Annotated in this window: 13 protein-coding genes; 11 read left to right on the forward strand and 2 right to left on the reverse strand. The window is 70.3% G+C overall.

Features of this window, described 5'->3' with window-relative positions:
* Positions 1 to 57 precede the first annotated feature (57 nt).
* Together TSH58p_RS23550 and TSH58p_RS23555 are read right to left on the reverse strand one after the other, a co-directional pair.
* Positions 58 to 450, reverse strand: coding sequence for a DUF4280 domain-containing protein (locus tag TSH58p_RS23550; protein WP_109071741.1), 393 nt, complete (start codon positions 448 to 450; stop codon positions 58 to 60).
* A gap of 94 nt (positions 451 to 544) precedes the next feature.
* Positions 545 to 1,744 (reverse strand): DNA polymerase IV, encoded by a 1,200-nt coding sequence (locus TSH58p_RS23555; protein ID WP_109071742.1) that lies wholly within the window; start codon positions 1,742 to 1,744, stop codon positions 545 to 547.
* A 327-nt stretch (positions 1,745 to 2,071) separates the two neighbouring features.
* On the opposite strand from TSH58p_RS23555, the gene TSH58p_RS23560 reads away from it, so the two are divergent.
* The 11 genes from TSH58p_RS23560 to dhbA all read left to right on the forward strand — a co-directional run bounded on the left by TSH58p_RS23560 (position 2,072) and on the right by dhbA (position 16,977).
* Positions 2,072 to 2,377: a hypothetical protein gene (locus TSH58p_RS23560; protein ID WP_247874227.1), complete on the forward strand. Its 306-nt coding sequence runs from the start codon at positions 2,072 to 2,074 to the stop codon at positions 2,375 to 2,377.
* 3 nt (positions 2,378 to 2,380) lie between these two features.
* Positions 2,381 to 2,698, forward strand: a complete 318-nt coding sequence (locus TSH58p_RS23565; protein WP_109071743.1) for a hypothetical protein — start codon at positions 2,381 to 2,383, stop codon at positions 2,696 to 2,698.
* A 50-nt stretch (positions 2,699 to 2,748) separates the two neighbouring features.
* Positions 2,749 to 4,374: a PepSY domain-containing protein gene (locus tag TSH58p_RS23570; protein ID WP_109071744.1), complete on the forward strand. Its 1,626-nt coding sequence runs from the start codon at positions 2,749 to 2,751 to the stop codon at positions 4,372 to 4,374.
* Between the two features lie 136 nt (positions 4,375 to 4,510).
* On the forward strand, positions 4,511 to 6,514 hold the full coding sequence (locus tag TSH58p_RS23575) for a TonB-dependent siderophore receptor (protein ID WP_247895560.1): 2,004 nt from the start codon (positions 4,511 to 4,513) through the stop codon (positions 6,512 to 6,514).
* A gap of 88 nt (positions 6,515 to 6,602) precedes the next feature.
* Complete coding sequence (entS, locus tag TSH58p_RS23580; RefSeq protein ID WP_109071746.1) at positions 6,603 to 7,856, forward strand: enterobactin transporter EntS; 1,254 nt, start codon at positions 6,603 to 6,605, stop codon at positions 7,854 to 7,856.
* Positions 7,853 to 8,965 (forward strand): efflux RND transporter periplasmic adaptor subunit, encoded by a 1,113-nt coding sequence (locus TSH58p_RS23585; protein ID WP_247874229.1) that lies wholly within the window; start codon positions 7,853 to 7,855, stop codon positions 8,963 to 8,965. Before entS ends, TSH58p_RS23585 begins: the two co-directional genes overlap by 4 nt.
* Positions 8,966 to 9,125: 160 nt before the next feature.
* Positions 9,126 to 12,281, forward strand: a complete 3,156-nt coding sequence (locus tag TSH58p_RS23590) for an efflux RND transporter permease subunit (protein WP_109071747.1) — start codon at positions 9,126 to 9,128, stop codon at positions 12,279 to 12,281.
* 232 nt (positions 12,282 to 12,513) lie between these two features.
* Positions 12,514 to 13,719: an isochorismate synthase MenF gene (locus TSH58p_RS23595; RefSeq protein ID WP_109071748.1), complete on the forward strand. Its 1,206-nt coding sequence runs from the start codon at positions 12,514 to 12,516 to the stop codon at positions 13,717 to 13,719.
* Entirely contained in the window at positions 13,716 to 15,353 is a 1,638-nt protein-coding gene (locus tag TSH58p_RS23600; RefSeq protein WP_109071749.1) for a (2,3-dihydroxybenzoyl)adenylate synthase, read from the forward strand. Before TSH58p_RS23595 ends, TSH58p_RS23600 begins: the two co-directional genes overlap by 4 nt.
* Positions 15,350 to 16,225 carry an isochorismatase family protein gene (locus tag TSH58p_RS23605; RefSeq protein ID WP_109071750.1) on the forward strand — a complete coding sequence of 292 codons (876 nt, stop codon included), beginning with the start codon at positions 15,350 to 15,352 and terminating at the stop codon, positions 16,223 to 16,225. Before TSH58p_RS23600 ends, TSH58p_RS23605 begins: the two co-directional genes overlap by 4 nt.
* Positions 16,222 to 16,977 (forward strand): 2,3-dihydro-2,3-dihydroxybenzoate dehydrogenase, encoded by a 756-nt coding sequence (dhbA, locus tag TSH58p_RS23610; protein ID WP_109071751.1) that lies wholly within the window; start codon positions 16,222 to 16,224, stop codon positions 16,975 to 16,977. Before TSH58p_RS23605 ends, dhbA begins: the two co-directional genes overlap by 4 nt.
* Positions 16,978 to 17,002: the final 25 nt, after the last annotated feature.

Genomic DNA, 17,002 nt, shown 5'->3' on the forward strand with positions numbered 1-17,002 from the left:
CCCCTCCCCTGCGAAAGCGGGGGAGGGTTAGGGTGGGGGCAACACCGCCCACGCAATTCACGGCGTCTGAACCGTGAACTGCCCCGGCAACACGATCTGGATCACCCCGCCCCAGTTGCACATCAGCTTGCTGGTGGAGGTCAGGGCCGGCATGTTGCCGACCATCACGGTCGGGGCGCCGGGCACCCAGGGGGCGACGGTGCAGGGAACGCAGGGCTGCGGCTTGATCACGCCCGGCGGCGGCACCGGAATCATCGAGGCGACCACCGGGTTGGCCGGGCTGGTGCACACGCCGAAGGGCGGGATGTTCATGATCGGCTTGTTGTCCATGATGTTCGCCATCGGCGGGCCGCCGGCCATCGTCCGGTTCAGCGGCAGCACCACCAGGGCGGACGGCGCCGCCCCGAAGCTGCAGGTCATCATGGCTCCCGCGCACACCGCCTGACTCATTCCGTCTCTCCATCCCGAAACGACGGCGGAAAGAGTGGAGGCCTCCACCGGTCCGCGGCAAGCGGTCCCTGGACCGGAATGGTCCGAATTCGCTTCAGCCCGGCGAAGACGGAGCGAATCCATCGAACAGGCCCGGCTCCGCCTCGGTCTCCGGGTCGAGCAGGTCGGTGCAGCCGACGCCGATCAGCCGGATCGACCGGCCGTCCGGCTCGGCGTCCAGCATCTCGCAGCCGGTCTGCCAGATCAACCCGGCCGACCGCGCGGGCGGATCGACGCGGCGGGAGCGGGTGATGGTCTGGAAATCGGCGGTCTTCATCTTCAGCACCACGCTGCGCCCCCGCAATCCCGCGGCGGACAGGCGGCGGGCCACCGTCTCGGCCAGCGGGAGCAGCGCGTCCTTCAGCGCGGCCTTGTCGGCGGTCTCCCAATCGAAGGTCGTCTCGGCGGAGATGCTCTTGCTCGGCGACTCCGGCTCCACCCGGCGGTCGTCCTGGCCGCGGGCGAAGCGGTGCAGCAGGCGGCCCATCTTGCCGTGGCGGCGCACGAGGTCGATCTCCGACCAGCCGTACAGATCGCCGACCGTGCGGATGCCGTCCGATTGCAGCTTGCGCTGGAGCACCGGCCCGACGCCCCACAGGATCGACACCGGCTTGGGCGCCAGGAAATCCAGCGCCTGCCCCCTCCCGATCACCGAGAATCCCCGAGGCTTCTCCAGGTCGGAGGCGATCTTGGCGAACAGCTTGTTGTAGCTGAGCCCGACCGAGGCGGTGATGCCCAACTGGTTCTCGAATCGGCGGACCAGCTCGGCCAGCGCCTGGGCCGGGCTGATGCTCAGCCGCTCCGCCACGCCGGACAGGTCGAGGAAGGCCTCGTCGATGGACAGCGGCTCGACCAGCGGGGTGAAGGCGTGCATCAGCTCCCGCGCCTGCCGGCCCACCGCCTTGTACTTCGCCATGTCTGGGCGCAGCACGACGGCGTCCGGGCAGGCCTCCAGCGCCTGCCACATCGGCATGGCCGAGCGCACCCCGGCCATCCGCGCGATGTAGCAGCAGGCGGCGACCACCCCGCGCCGGTCGCCGCCGATGATCAGCGGGCGGCTGACCAGCTCGGGCCGGTCGCGCTTCTCCACCGTGGCGTAGAAGGCGTCGCAGTCGATGTGGCCGATGGCGAGGCCGTGCAACTCCCCATGCCGGACCAGCCGCCGGCCGCCGCATTTCGGGCAGCGCGGCTCGCTTCCGCGGAGGGCCGCCGCGCAGTCGCGGCATAGGGCCTTGCAATCGTCGAACACAGCCATGGCCGCAGTCTAGCAGCAGCGCACCCGCAGCGGGGAAGGAATGTTCCTGTCCCGTTCCAGTTTTCCGATCGGGACCGCCTCGACACCCGGGGAGGATGGTCGAGCGCGGCGGACCGTCCGACCGGATCATCGACGAACACGCAACGGTTCGCCTCTCCTCCCGTCCATAGCCATCCCCCGTTCACCCACCCCTGACCGCCCCATCCCGCGCGACCAACCCCACGGCGAACGGCAGAGAGAGTCAGAGTTGCAATTAGGAATCACTTGCACTTTCAATTCCCGATTGGCAAAACATGGCGTTCATCAACCTTATCGGATTGGCGCGCCATGATTGACAGCGCATCGATGGCAGAAACCGCCTGTCACGGGCTGGCCCTGGCGACAACCATGGCCGGAATCATTGCCTTCTACCTTTCGGCACCGCGCCAGCAGTGGCTGGCCCGCCCGCTGGCAGCCCGCCGCAGCCGCGTGGTCGGGGCGCTCGCTCTGCTGGAAGGGTGGCTGCTGTGGTCGGTGGTGATGCATCCGGTGACCGCGCTGTTCACCAGCCTCACCGTGGCGATGCTGCTCCTCACCATCCTGCCCTTCGCCGCCGCCGCCCGCGGGGCGATGCTCGCGCGCCGGGAGGGCTGAGCGATGGCCGATGCACCCTCCACCCGCAACGCGCCGGCGCCGATCCGTCCTGATTGGTGGAGCAAGAGTGTGGCCGGGGTGGTCCTGGGATTCGCGCTGGCCATCGCCCTGTCGGGACTGTTCGCCTGGATCGGCCCCGGCGGGCCGGCGGCGGTGAACAAGCTGCAGTTCGTCATGTGGCTCGTCGTTCCGATCTGGCTGGGGGTGGTCAGCGTCTGCTTCCTGTTCCGCAGCGGGCGTCAGGCCTGGCTGTGGCTGGGCTGCGCCAACATCCTGGCCCACACGGCCCTGCTCGCCAGCCGCGGCCCCCTGCCCCATTGATCGCCCGACGATCCGCCCGCCCGCATCCTCTCACAGCCGCGAGCCGAGCCATGGCCATCCGCACCGACGTCGTGCGCCTCTACCGTCAGGTCCACACCTGGACCGGCATCCTGACCGGGTTGATCCTGTTCGTCTGCTTCTATGCCGGCGCCCTGACCATGTTCAAGGAGCCGCTGGAACGCTGGATCACGCCGCCGTCGGCGGTGACTCCGGCGACGCTCGACCGGGCGGAGGATCTGGTCGCCGCCACGCGCGCCCTGCGGCCGGAGGTGCGGGACTTCACCCTGGCGGTCGAACCGGCGCTGGCCGGAGAGGCGCCGCTGCGCCTGACCTGGACCGAGGAACGCTTCGATCCCGCTCCATGGGCCGCCACCCTGGCCCCTGACGGGAGCGTGGCGGTGGAGCAGCTCAATTCGTCCGGCATCGGGCTGCTGGTGGATTTCCTCCATCGCACCGTGGGCATTCCGGGCGATCTCGACGTCGGCACGACGGTGACGGGGATCGCCAGCGCGCTCTACGTCGTGGCGCTGGTGTCGGGGGTGATCATCCTGCTGCCGTCGCTGGTCAAGGATTTCCTGATCCTGCGCGTCACCCGGAATGTAAAGCGCCTGTGGCTGGACGCGCACAACGTGCTGGGGCTGATCAGCCTGCCCTTCCACCTCGTCATCGCCCTGTCGGCGGTGGTGTTCGGGCTGCACGACCACATCTACGACACGCTGGACCGCGTGGTCTACGGAGGGCAGATGCGCGCCGTGGCGGCGGCCAGCAGCCCCTTCCGCACGGTGCCGAAGGACATGGGCCCGGCGGGCATGCTGCCGCCCAAGGAGTTCCTGACGCGCGTGCACAGCCTCGCCCCCGGCTTCCAGCCGGTCAGCCTGGAGTATCACGACGCCGGCACCGGGGCCGCCACCGTGCGCGTCTGGGGACACGACCCGCGCTATCTGGTGCGGCGCGAGGGCTTCGTCCTGATGGGGGCGGTGGACGGCCGGATCATCGACACCCAATACATGCCGGGCCACCAGAACGGATGGTCGGCCACCGTCTCCGCCTTCTTCGCGCTGCATTTCGGCAGCTTCGGCGGCGGGATCGTGCGCTGGTCCTACTTCCTGCTCGGGCTGGCCGGGGCGGCGCTGTTCTACACCGGCAACCTCCTGTGGATCGAATCGCGGCGGCGGACGGAGCGTCAGGCGAAGGGCCCGGTCGCGCAGAGCCGCGCCACCCGCCTGCTCGCCGCCGGGACGGTCGGGGTCTGCCTGGGCTGCGTGGCCGGCCTGTCGCTGACCATCGCCGCCGGGAAATGGCTGAGCGGGCTGGTGGACGACCTGCACGCCTGGCATTGGGGCGTCTACTACGCGGCCTTCCTGGGCGCCTGCGCCTGGGCCTTCCTGCGTGGAGCGTCCCGCGCCGGGGTGGAGCTTCTGTGGGCCAGTGCTGCGGCCACCGCCGCCATCCCGGCGACGTCGCTGCTCGGTCTCGTCATGCCCGGTCTTTGGCTGTCGGATGGGCTGATCGGGGTCGATCTGGTGGCGTTGGCCGGTGCGCTGGTCTTCGCCGCGATGGCCCGCGGAGCGGAACGGCGCGCCCAGACCGGCCCACGGGACAGCGTCTGGGCCGCCCCGGTCGAGCGCCCGGATTCCGAGATGGGCGTCCAGCCGCTGGCCCACCCGGCTGAGTGACCGGACCAACCTGAAAAACAACCCGGACGAGTCATAGTCCTTGCGGCGAAAAGGGATATGCACTAACAATCGAAAGAGGTAATTGCGAATGAGTCGCATTAGCAATTACGGATTTGCCTAATCAGGGGATATGATCATGACCATTCGCACATCGGGGGCGTGTGCTGAGGCAGGGACGGCGGCGGGCCGTCCGGTGGCTGCGGTGAAATCCGCAACCATGGTGGGTGCGGCTCTGGCGGCCGCGCTGGCGGGGGGAACGCCGGCGCTGGCCCAGCAGGCCGCCGCGGAGGGGACGCCCGCCGCCGCCCAGACGCTGGGGCCGGTGACGGTGACGGCGACCGGCACGCCGGAAAGCACGCTGACCGCTCCCGCCTTCACCACGGTCATCACGTCGGAGGACCTGAAGAAGGAGGGCGTCGCCTCCTCCGGCCTGCCGGAAATCCTGGGCCGTTCGGTCGGCGTGAACGACCGCACCGACGCCACGGGCCGTGACGAGGTGGTGATCCGCGGCATGGGCGCCAACTACTCGCTGGTGCTGGTGAACGGGCGCCGGGTGTCCACCTCCGACGCGCTGTGGCGCGGCGGCGATTTCGATTACCATTCGATCCCGATGTCGGCCATCGAGCGGGTGGAGGTCGTGCGCGGCCCGTTGTCGTCGCTCTACGGCTCCGACGCCATCGGCGGCGTGGTCAACATCATCACCAAGAAGCCGACCGACAAATGGTCGGGCGAGATCAACGGCGACTACCGCGTCGTCGAACCGGGCCGTGGCGGCACCCAGTACCGCACCGGCCTGTACGCCGCCGGCCCGATCGTGGACAAGGTCTCGGCCTCCGTCTCCGCCGAGTATTTCAACCGCCAGGCCTGGTACGACGACTCCCGCTACAACGGCGTGGTTCCGGTCCTGGAAAAGAAGAACCTGGCGAACCTGCTGACCACGCTGGCCTTCGACGTGACCGAGAACCAGACGCTGGAGGCCAATTACGGCCTGAACCGGGACAACCGGCCCCGCGGCTATTACGACCGCTGGCTCTCCTCCCAGAAGCAGGAGATCGTCCGCAACACCTTCGGCGCCGCCCACCGCGGCAACTGGAGATGGGGCGACACGCTGGTGGAGGCCAATTACGAAGACGGCCGCATCGACGACTTCAACTCCTCCTTCAACGCGCCGCAGCAGCGGCACCTGAAGGAGAAGAACCTGTTCCTGCACGGCCGCAGCAACTTCCAGCTCGGCTTCAACCGGCTGACCGCCGGTACGGAATACCGCAAGCAGACGGTGGAGGACCCCAACACCTTCCTGCAGTCCGGCAAGTCGGAGATCGGGCAGAAGGCGGTCTATCTGCAGGACCAGATCGGGCTGATCGACGGGCTGACCCTGACGGTCGGCACCCGCTACGACCACCACGAGATCTTCGGCGGCAAGGTCACCAGCCGCGCCAACGTCGTCTACGCGCTGACCGACGCGCTGTCGCTGAAGGCCGGCGTCAGCCAGGGCTACAAGGCGCCGGACGCCTACCAGCTCAGCCGCGAATACCGGATCGTGAGCTGCGGCGGCCGCTGCTTCCTGTCGGGCAACCCGGACCTCGAACCGGAGACCAGCACCAACTACGAGATCGGCCTGGAAACCCGTTATGACCGCTGGGACGGCAGCGTCGTGCTGTTCCACAACAAGGTCAAGGACATGATCCAGGCGGTCTACGACCCGGTGGCCGTCGCCCGCAATTGGAGCAACATCAACAACGTCGACATCTCGGGCGTCGAGGTGACCGGCTCGGTCAGCCTGACTCCGAAGCTGCTGCTGTCGGGCAACTACACCTACCTCTACACCGAGCAGAGCAACGGTGCGGAGCTGGACTACCGTCCGCGCCACAAGATCAACGCCTCCCTGACCTGGCAGGCGCTGGACACCGTCAGCACGTCGGTGTCGACCAGCTACACCGGCCCGCAACTCCAGGGCACCAGCAAGATGCCCGGCTACACCCTGCTGAACTGGGGCGTCAGCGCCGACGTCACCGAGGCGCTGACCGTCGGGGCCGGCGTCAAGAACATCACTGACGTCATCCTCAGCGAGAAGAACGTCAACTTCACGTCGGTGGAGGTGGGGCGCAACTACTACGTCTCCGCCAACTACCGCTTCTAACCCGCCGCCGCCCGTCCCCGGCTTGCCCCGGGGGCGGGCGCGTCCGCTTTTCAAAGACGCCTTCGGCGATGCCGGAAAGGCCCGCCCCATGACCCTGTCGAACCTTTTCGTCGATGTCAGTCTTCTGAAGACCAACCCCGATTTCCGCCGCGTGCTGATCGCCCGGACGATCTCGCTGATGGCGCTCGGCCTGCTGTCGGTGGCGGTGCCGCTTCAGGTCTATGCCCTCACCGGGTCGAGCCTCCAGGTCGGGATCGCCGCCGCCTGCGACGGCGTGGGCATGTTCCTGGGCCTGTTGCTGGGCGGCGTGCTGGCCGACCGGACGGACCGCCGCCGGCTGATCCTGTTCGCCCGCAGCGTCTGCGGCCTGGGCTTCCTCGGGCTGGCGGCCAACGCGGCGCTGCCCTCCCCGTCCCTGCCGGCGATCTACGCCCTGTCCTTCTGGGACGGCTTCTTCGGGGCCATCGGCGTCAACGCCCTGCTGGCGGCGATGCCCCATCTCGTCGGGCGCGCCAATCTGGTGCAGGCCCGCGCGCTGGGCATGCTGTCGATGCGCGTCGCCACCATCCTGTCGCCGGCGCTGGGCGGCTTGCTGATCGCCGGGCTGGGCGTCGGCTGGGTCTATCTGCTGACGGCGCTGGGCACCGGTCTGACCGTCCTGACGCTGCTCGGCCTGCCCCGGATGATGCCGGAGGGCGGCGAGGCCGGGGAGAACCCGCTGCGCGCCATGGCGCAGGCCTTCGCCTTCCTGTTCGGTCACAAAGTCATCCTGGGCGTGGTCGCGCTGGGTTGCCTGACCACGGTCGCCACCTCCATCCGCATTCTCTTCCCGGCGCTGGCCGAGGAGGTGTTCGGCGGCGGCGCCTTCGAGACCGGGCTGATGTACAGTGCCGTTCCCATCGGGGCGACCCTTGGCGCCGCGCTCAGCGGTTGGGCGGCGCGGCTGGAGCGTCCGGGTCCGGTGATGGGCGGCGCCTGCATGGGCGCCTTCGCCTGCGTCGCCGTGATCGGGGCCGCCGGAAGCCTTTATGTGGCGCTGCCCGTGCTGGTGCTGTTCGGCTACGCCACCTCCATCGCCTCGCTCCTGGAATACAGCATGGTCCAGGGCCACACGCCCGACCACCTGCTCGGTCGCGTGAACAGCCTGTGGACCGCCCAGGACGTGTTCGGCGACAGCGCCGGCACCATCGGCATGGGCCTGCTGGCAACGCTGCTGAGCCCCGCCGCGGGAATCCTGGCGCTCGGCCTGGGCGCGCTGGCGCTCGCCGCCGCCGTGACCGCCGCCGCCGCCACGATGCGCGGGGCGCCGATGAGCGACCCCGCCCTGGAGGGAACCGGATGATGGGGAACCGGATGATGACCCGCGCCATGCCGATCCTGCTGAACACTGCCCTCCTCGCCGCCCTGCTCGCCGCGGCGCTTCCGGCCGCCGCCCAGACGCGGGTGAAGGTGACAGCGGTGGTCGCCGCCCCCGTCCGCCAGACGCTGCAACTCCCCGGCACGCTGGTGTCGCCGCAGAGCAGCGCCCTGTCCGCCCAGGTCGAAGGCCGGGTGGACGCCCTGCTGGTCGAGGCCGGCGACCGGGTGGAGGCCGGGCAACCCCTCCTGCGCCTGGACGACACCATCGCCCGGCTGGAGCTTGAGCGCTTGGAGCATTCCCTGGCCGAGGCGGAGCACCTCCAGCGCGACGCCCTGCGGCTGGCCCGCGAGGCCGAGGCGCTGGCCGGTGTGCAGAGCGTCTCACAATCCCGTTACCGCACGCTGCTCGCCCAGGCCGCCATCGAGGAGGCCAAGGTCCGCCAGCTCCGCGCCGCGGTCGCCATCCAGCGGGAGCAGCTGGCGCGTCACGGCCTGACCGCGCCCTTCGCCGGGGTGGTGACCGAACGGCGCACCGGGCGCGGGGAGTGGGTGGGGTCCGGCGGTTCGGTGCTTCAACTCACCGCCACCGACCCGCTGCGCGTCGTCGTCGATGTGCCGGAGCGCCAGCACGGGCGCATCGACGCCGGCACGCCGGTCACCGTTCTGGTCGCCGACGCGGCGGACGGGGCCGGCATCGCCGCGACGGTCGAACGGGTGGTGCCCGCCGCCGATCCGGTCAGCCGCAGCTTCCGCGTCCATATCGCGCTTCCCAACCCCGAAGGGCGGCTGATGCCCGGCATGTCGGCGCGCGTCGGCGTCGCTCTCGGCCCGGCGCCGGGGATGGCGGAGATCGCGCTCCAGGTCCCGGCGGACGCGGTGCAGCGCCATCCCGACGGCAGCGCCCGCGTCTGGGTGGTCCAGCGCGGCGGCGACGGGGCGGTGGCCCGCCCGGTGGCGGTGCGCACGGGCCGCCATTCCGGCGACCATGTGGAAGTCCTCAGTCCCGAGCTTCGCCCCGACGATCTGGTGGTCGTCCAGGGCAACGAGGGCCTGCGCCCCGACCAGCCGGTCGTCCCGGACATGGTGGGGTGAGGAGTTCAGCCCTCTCCCCTCTGGAGAGAGGGTACCCGCGAAGCGGGCGGTGAGGGGGTTGCGTTTTTGCCGGACGTTCCGCCGAGCGCAGCTCCCCCACCCTAACCCTCTCCCCGGAGGGGAGAGGGGATAAAACTAAAAGTTCTTTTCCGGAGTCGCGATGACCCGCCTGATCCTGCGCAACCCGCTGGCCGCCTTGGTGTCGGTCCTGATCCTGTGCCTGCTGGGCGCGGTGTCGGTCTTCCGCATTCCGGTGCAGATGATCCCCGACATCAGCCCGCGCCGGATCATGGTGGAAACCAACTGGCCCGGCGCCACCCCGCAGGACGTCGAGCAGGAGATCCTGATCGAGCAGGAGAAATACCTGCGCGCCATCCCCGGCCTCGTCCGCCTGTCCTCCAGCGCCGAGTTCGGCAGCGGTCAGGTGGAGCTGGAATTCCCCTCCGGCACCTCCATCGACGAGGCGCTGATCCACATCGACAACGCGCTGTCCCAGGTCACCGACTATCCGGAGACGGTGGACCGCCCGCGCATCGTCGCCGAATCCGCGACGGCGGAGCCCTTCCTGTTCTTCGGAGTCGAGCGGCTGGACGGCTCCACCGACGCGGACTCCATCCAGCGCGAGACCAACTGGATCGAAAACGTCCTGCGCCCCCGGCTGGAGCGGGTCGCCGGCGTGGCCAAGGCCGAGGTGATCGGCGGGGCCGCGCAGGAGATCCACATCCTGCTCGACCCGCTGAAGCTGTCCGCCCGCAACCTGAATGTGGGGACGGTGCGCGACGCCGTCCGGGCACGCAACCGCGACGTCTCCGGCGGCGACCGCGACTTCGGCAAGCGCCGCTATTTCCTGCGCACCATCGGGCGCTTCGCCGACCTGGAGGATCTGGCCGACCTGATCGTCGCGCGCGAGAACGGCACGGCCATCCGCCTGCGCGACGTCGGGTCGGTGACCATGGCGACCCAGGAGGCGCGCAGCGTCGCCTTCGCCGACGGGCGCCCCACCCTGCTCGTCACCATCGGCAAGCGGGCCGGCGCCAACGTCATCGCCGTCAAGGACGCGGTGACCGAAGCGGTGGAGGAGCTGAACCGCCACGCCCTGAAGGAGCGCGGGCTGACCATGCGGCTGCTGTCGGAGGACGTGCGCTACATGGAACGGTCCATCGACAACGTGCTGAGCAACCTGATCGCCGGCAGCGTCCTGGCCGCGGTGGTGCTTCTGCTGTTCCTGCGCTCCATCCCGGCGACCGCGGCGGCGGCGGCGAGCATGCCGGTCTGCACGCTGGCGACCCTGCTGGTCCTGGCGGCGGCCGGGCGCAGCATCAACGTGATCTCGCTGTCCGGCGTCGCCTTCGCCATCGGCATGACGCTGGACAACAGCGTGGTCGCGCTGGACGCCATCGCGCGCCACCTGCGCATGGGCAAGCCGAAGGCCGCCGCGACCGAGGACGGCATCGCCGAGGTGTGGCCGGCGATCCTGTCCTCCACCCTCACCACCGTCCTGGTCTTCCTGCCAGTGCTGTTCATCACGGCGGAGGCCGGGCAGCTCTATTCCGACATCGCCATCGCCATCACCGGCGCCGTCGTCATGTCCATGGCCGCCGCCCTCGTCCTGGTTCCCGTCGTCGCGGGGCGCTGGTCGGTGGCGTCCGCCGCCCCCTCGCACGGGCCGGCAAGAGAGGGCGCGTTGGGTGTGGCGGTGCGCTGGATGCTGCGCAGCGCCCGGCGGGAACTGGCGATCCTCGCCGCTTCCGCCGCGGCCATGGTGGCCGTCATGCTGTACATGGTGCCGCCCGCCGAATATCTGCCGGAAGGCGAGGAGGCGACCGTCTTCAGCTTCATGGCCGCCCCGCCCGGCTACAGCATGGAGTCGATGCAGGAGGTCTGGCGGCAGATCGACCCGCTGCTGAGCCGTCAGGTGGGCGCCGCGCAGGCGGACGCCGAGACCGGCATCCCGCCGCTGCGCGTCAATCTGAGCTTCATGCGGCCCGGCTTCATCCGCTTCGTGACGGAGCCGCTGAACCCCGCCGACACCGACGCGCTGATCGCCAACGTCACCAAGCGGATGCGGGCGATCCCCGGCATGCGCGGCTTCGCCGCGCGCGGGTCGATCTTCTCCGGCAACAGCGGCGGCGCCCGCGCCATCCGGCTGGAGCTGAGCGGCGGCGACCTGACCACGCTCTACGCGACGGCGCTGGCGGTGCTCGACCGCGCGGGCGACCTGTTCCCGGATGGGCAGGTGAACAGCGATCCCTCCCCGCCCACACTGGCGATGTCGCAGCCCTTCCTGGAACTGCACCCGAACTGGGAGCGCGCGGGCGAGATGGGCATCGGGCTGGCCGAGCTGGGCTACACGCTGCGCGCCTATTCGGACGGCGCCTTCGCCGACGAGTATCTCCTGAACGACGAGACGCTGGACATCTATCTGCGGGTGGCCGGGGGCCTTGGCCGCGACCGCCAGAGCTTCGCCGATCTGGTGCTCCACACCGGCCGCGGCGCCCCGGTTCCGCTGTCCAGCCTTGCCGAACTGCGGGAAACCGTGGGCTCTTCCAGCATCGCGCGGATCGACGGGTTCCGGACGGTCACCCTGACCATCATCCCGCCGCGGTCGGTGGCGCTGGAATCCGGCATCGCCGCGGTGCGGACCGATCTGGTGGACCGGCTGCGCGCCGAGGGCGTGATCCCCGATGGGATGAGCGCCCGCATCACCGGGGCCGGCGGGTCGCTGGACGAGCTGCGCTCCGCCCTGGCCGGCGGCTTCCTGCTGGCGCTCGCCATCACCTATCTGGTTCTGGTCGCCGTCTTCTCGCACTGGGGCTATCCGCTGATCATCATGGCGGTGGTGCCCACGGGGATCGGCGGCGGGCTGGTCGGGCTGTGGCTCTACAACCTCGCCGCCGGCCTGCCGGGAGGCTTCGGCCCGCCGCAGCCCTTCGACGTGCTGACCATGATGGGGTTCCTGGTGCTGGTCGGGACGGTGGTGAACAACCCCATCCTGATCGTGGAGCAGGCCGCCGTGAACCGCCGGACGCACGGCATGTCCGGAGCGGAGGCCATCGCCGACGCCTTGCAGAGCCGGCTTCGCCCCATCCTGATCACCACGGTGACGACCGTCGCCGGCCTGATTCCGATGGTCGCGGTGTCCAGCGCCGGGACGGAACTGTACCGCGGGCTGGGGCTGGTCGTGCTGTGCGGCCTGCTGATCTCCAGCCTGGTGACGGCGACGGTCCTGCCCGTGGTGCTGTCGCTGGTCTTCCGCCTGTCCGACCGGCTGGGCGCCATGGCGCACGACCGGAGGGTGGCTGAGGCAGGAGACTGAGTCCGAATGCGAGAGAAACATATTCTGTAATGCAAAAAATACTTGCGCGACTTTGGGCATAACCCTATACTGCGAATGAGAATCATTCGCATATATGCGAACGCGATCCGCGGTCCCGGCAGAAGGCCGGCGGCGATTCCCGTGCCCGCCTGGGACCATCGACGGCGCGTTTTTTTCCGAACATGTCAACGTCGTCCGCGCTGGCGGATGGACAGTGGAGGCTTGTGTTTCCATGGACGTTCTACCCCTGCCCGCCGGGGAGCGGCCGCTTGGCGGCCGTTCCGACCCGGATTTCGCCTTCGCCTCGCGCGGCCGCGTCCTCAAAGCCTACGGCGTGGATGAGCGGCTGGACGTCGCCCTCGACGACCGCAGCTTCGCCGACGGCCGGTGGGAGGAGGCGCTGGACCGCGCCTTCCGCCGCCGCAAGGCCCAGGGGGACGAGAATCCCATCCTGGTCGGCGCCGTCCCCTTCGACGGACGCCAGCACGCCCGCCTGTTCATCCCCGAACGTTGCGATTACGAGGATGCGGGCCGCATGGCCGCCGACCCCGACCCCGTCGCGCTGAAGGCCATCGAGGAGACGGTGGGGCGCGGCGCCTTCGAAGCGGCGGTGGCCCAGGCCATCGGTTTGTTCCGCGACACGCCTTTGAAGAAGGTCGTGCTGTCGCGGCCGCTCGATGTCGAGGCGCGCGAAGCTTTTGCGCCGGGCCGCCTGCTGCGCGCCTTGCTGCGGCAGAATCCCGGAGCTTACGTCTTCACGGCCCCGGTCGCCTATGGGCAGACGCTGGTGGGGGCGAGCCCGGAACTGCTGATCCGCAAGACCGGACGGACCGTGGTCAGCAACCCTCTGGCCGGCTCCGCCCCGCGCAGCCCGTCCGCCGAGGTGGAGCGCCAGCGCACCGCAGCCCTGCTCGCCTCGGCAAAGGACCGGACGGAACACCGTTACGTCGTCGATGCCGTGCGCGCAGCGCTCGCCGGCCATTGCAGCCCGTTGTCCGTGCCGGACGCCCCCAGCGTGATCCGCACGCCGACCATGCTGCATCTGTCCACCGAATTGACCGGCGAACTGATCGATCCCGCGGTGTCGTCGCTGCGGCTGGCCCACGCCCTGCACCCGACGCCGGCGATCTGCGGCACGCCGACCGACCTCGCCCGCGACACCATCGCGCGGCTGGAGAGCTACGCCCGCAACTGGTACAGCGGCATGGTCGGCTGGATGGACAGCCGCGGCAACGGCGAATGGGCGCTGTCCATCCGCTGCGGGCTGGTCCAGGGCCGGCATCTGCGCCTCTACGCCGGGGCCGGCGTCGTCGCCGAGTCCGACCCGGCGGCGGAGTGGGAGGAAACGGCGGCGAAGCTGACCACCATGCTGAACCTGTTCGGCGTCGCGTCCGCCCAGCCCTCCAACACCGACCTTCCGGTGGAGCTGGCGTCGTGAGTGTCGCCTTCACCCCCTGGCCCGCCGACTTCGCGGAGCGCTACCGCGCCAAGGGCTATTGGACCGGCGACCCGCTGACCGACGTGATCGACCGCCACCGGGGTGCTGCGGCCGAGGCCACCGCCATCCTCTGCGGGGAGCGCCGGTTCCGCTACGCCGACCTGCAGCGCCTGTCGTCCCGTCTGGCGGCGGCCTTCCGCGCCCGTGGCCTGCGGCCCGGCGACACGGCGCTGGTCCGGCTGCCCAATCGCGCGGAGTTTTATCTCGTCTTCTTCGCCCTGCTGCGCTGCGGGGTGGTGCCGGTCAACGCGCTGAACAGCCACGGCGTTTATGAGCTGACGGCCTACGCGCGCCAGATCGAACCGGCGCTGGCCGTGCTGCCGGCGGCCGATCCGTCCTTGGTCGCCCTGATGACCCAGACGGTCGGGGCGGAGCGGCTGCTCCTGCTCGGCCCTCCGGCGGACGACGGGATCGGCGGCTTCGCCTGGGCCAACGGCGATGCGCTGGCGCAGGACGCCGCCGGGCCGGACCCGTCCGCCGACTTGGCCGCCGACCCGTCCGGCGTGGCCTTCTTCCAGCTGTCCGGCGGCAGCACCGGCACGCCGAAGCTGATCCCGCGCACCCACGACGACTATCTCTACAGCGTCCGCCGCAGCGTCGAGATCTGCGGGCTGGACGGGTCCTGCCGCTTCCTCTGCGCCCTGCCGGCGCCGCACAATTTCACGCTCAGCTCGCCCGGCGCGCTCGGCGTGTTCCACGCCGGCGGCACGGTGGTGATGGCCGGCGATCCCAGCCCCGCTACCTGCTTCCCGCTGATCGCGCGCCACCGCGTCACCTGGGCGGCGCTGGTTCCGCCGATGCTGTCGGTCTGGCTGGAGGCCGCCGCCGGCGCCGAGGACCTGTCCAGCCTGGAGGTCGTCCAGGTGGGCGGCGCCAAGCTCAGCCCCGCCGTCGCCGAGCGGGTGCCGGAGCGGCTGGGCTGCCGTCTCCAGCAGGTCTTCGGCATGGCGGAAGGGCTGGTGAACTACACGCGGCTCGACGACGATCCCTGGACGGTGGTCAACACCCAGGGCCGCCCGATGAGCCCCGACGACGAGATCCGCATCCTCGACGCCGCCGGCCACCCGGTCCCGCCCGGCGCGGTGGGGGAACTGTGGACCCGCGGCCCCTACACCTTCCGCGGCTACTACAAGGCGGAGGCGCACAACGCCCGCGTCTTCGACGCCGAGGGCTTCTATTGCAGCGGCGATCTGGTCAGCCTGACGCCGGGCGGCAACCTCGTCGTCTGCGGGCGCAACAAGGACCAGATCAACCGCGGCGGCGAGAAGATCGACGCGCAGGAGGTCGAAGACCTGCTGGCCGCCCACCCCGCGGTGGGCCACGCCGCCGTCGTCGCCATGCCCGACGCGCTGATGGGCGAGCGGGCCTGCGCCTTCGTGATCGCCCCGCCCGCGACCAAGCCTTCGGAGCTGCGCCGCTTCCTGCGCGGCCAGGGGCTGGCCGACTTCAAGCTGCCCGACCGCTTCGTCTTCGTCCCGGACCTTCCCAAGACCGCCGTCGGCAAGGTCGACAAGCAGACCCTGCGCGAGCGGGCGCGCCAAGACAACGCTCTCATGGAAACGACCGCATCATGACCATCCGATCCATCGCCCCCTACGCCCTGCCCACCGCCGCGGACCTGCCGCAGGACAAGGTGTCCTGGAGCGTCGACCCCGCCCGCGCGGTGCTGCTGATCCACGACATGCAGGACTATTTCGTCGGCTTCTACGGCGCGGCCAACCCGGCCATCGTCAGTTGCATCGACCGGATCGTCCGGCTGAAGCGCCATCTGAAGGCGCTCGGCGTGCCGGTCGTCTACACGGCCCAGCCGCCGGTGCAGTCCGACGCCGACCGCGGCCTGCTGAACGACCTGTGGGGGCCGGGCCTGACGGCCAAGCCGGACCTCGCGGGCATCGTCGCCCCGCTGGCCCCGGACGCCGACGACCGGGTGCTGACCAAATGGCGCTACAGCGCCTTCTTCCGCGCGCCGCTGGCCGAAATGATGGCGGAGGCGGGGCGCGACCAGCTGCTGATCTGCGGGATCTACGCGCACATCGGCGTGATGCAGACGGCGCTGGACGCCTTCATGCGCGGCATCGAGCCCTTCCTGGTCGCCGACGCCATCGCCGACTTCTCGCGGGAGGATCACATGATGGCGCTGCGCTACGTCGCGCGCAACGCCGGGCGGACGATCCATTCCGACAGCGTGCTGGCCGCCCCCGCGGCGGTGCTGAGCAAGGAGGGGCTGCGGCGCATCCTGCTGGCCTCGCTCGACGAAGCGCCGGGGGACGACGACAACCTGATGGATTTCGGTCTGGACTCCATTGCGGTGATGCAGGTGGTGGACCGCTGGAAAGCCGCGGGCGTCGAGGTCGGCTTCGCCGAACTGGCCGCGCAGCCGAGCATCAACGGCTGGTGGGCGCTGATCGAGCCCCGGCTGGCCGCTTCCGGGCGTGTCGCGGCATGACGGACTTCGCTGGCCGGACCGTCTGGGTGACCGGCGCCGGGCAGGGGATCGGGCGGGCGGTGGCCGACCTGTTCCACGCCCGCGGCTCCATCGTCGTCGCCTTCGACCGCCACTGGCACGACGGCGGGGAGCGGCCCTACCGCGCCGTGACGCTGGACATCGCCGACGCCGAGGCGGTCGCCGAAACCTGCCGGGCGCTGTTCGCCGAGGGCACGCGGATCGATGCGCTGGCCAACGTCGCGGGAATCCTGCGCATGGGGCCGGTGGAGGACACGACCGACGCCGACTGGCGCGACAGCTTCGCCGTCAACGTCGCCGGTCCCTTCCACATGATGCGGGCGGTGATTCCGGCTTTCAAAAGCGGCGGAAACGGCGGCGCCATCGTCAGCGTCTCGTCCAACGCGGCCCATGTGCCGCGGATCGGCATGGCCGCCTACGGCGCGTCGAAGGCCGCGCTGACCAGCCTGACCATGACGGTGGGGCTGGAACTGGCGCCCTACGGCGTGCGCTGCAACGTCGTCTCCCCCGGCTCCACCGACACGCCGATGCAGCGCGCGCTGTGGAGCGGACCGGACGGGGCGGCGAAGACCATCCAGGGCAACCCCGGCCAGCACAAGCTCGGCATCCCGCTCGGCAAGCTCGCCACGCCGCGCGACGTGGCGGAGACGGTCGTCTTCCTCGCCTCCCCCGCCGCCGGCCACATCACCCTGGCCGACCTGCTGGTGGACGGCGGGGCGACGCTGGGGCGCTAGCCTTTTCATTTCAGGGACACCCCCG

Source organism: Azospirillum sp. TSH58 (assembly GCF_003119115.1).
Classification (GTDB): domain Bacteria; phylum Pseudomonadota; class Alphaproteobacteria; order Azospirillales; family Azospirillaceae; genus Azospirillum.

Excerpts from the sequence above, each read along its gene's own strand:
- TSH58p_RS23550 (WP_109071741.1), bottom strand. The coding sequence starts at position 450 with ATGAGTCAGGCGGTGTGCGCGGGAGCCATGATGACCTGCAGCTTCGGG.
- TSH58p_RS23575 (WP_247895560.1), top strand. The coding sequence starts at position 4,511 with ATGACCATTCGCACATCGGGGGCGTGTGCTGAGGCAGGGACGGCGGCG.
- TSH58p_RS23555 (WP_109071742.1), bottom strand. The coding sequence starts at position 1,744 with ATGGCTGTGTTCGACGATTGCAAGGCCCTATGCCGCGACTGCGCGGCG.
- TSH58p_RS23585 (WP_247874229.1), top strand. The coding sequence starts at position 7,853 with ATGATGGGGAACCGGATGATGACCCGCGCCATGCCGATCCTGCTGAAC.
- entS (WP_109071746.1), top strand. The coding sequence starts at position 6,603 with ATGACCCTGTCGAACCTTTTCGTCGATGTCAGTCTTCTGAAGACCAAC.
- TSH58p_RS23565 (WP_109071743.1), top strand. The coding sequence starts at position 2,381 with ATGGCCGATGCACCCTCCACCCGCAACGCGCCGGCGCCGATCCGTCCT.
- TSH58p_RS23605 (WP_109071750.1), top strand. The coding sequence starts at position 15,350 with ATGACCATCCGATCCATCGCCCCCTACGCCCTGCCCACCGCCGCGGAC.
- TSH58p_RS23570 (WP_109071744.1), top strand. The coding sequence starts at position 2,749 with ATGGCCATCCGCACCGACGTCGTGCGCCTCTACCGTCAGGTCCACACC.
- dhbA (WP_109071751.1), top strand. The coding sequence starts at position 16,222 with ATGACGGACTTCGCTGGCCGGACCGTCTGGGTGACCGGCGCCGGGCAG.
- TSH58p_RS23595 (WP_109071748.1), top strand. The coding sequence starts at position 12,514 with ATGGACGTTCTACCCCTGCCCGCCGGGGAGCGGCCGCTTGGCGGCCGT.
- TSH58p_RS23590 (WP_109071747.1), top strand. The coding sequence starts at position 9,126 with ATGACCCGCCTGATCCTGCGCAACCCGCTGGCCGCCTTGGTGTCGGTC.
- TSH58p_RS23560 (WP_247874227.1), top strand. The coding sequence starts at position 2,072 with ATGATTGACAGCGCATCGATGGCAGAAACCGCCTGTCACGGGCTGGCC.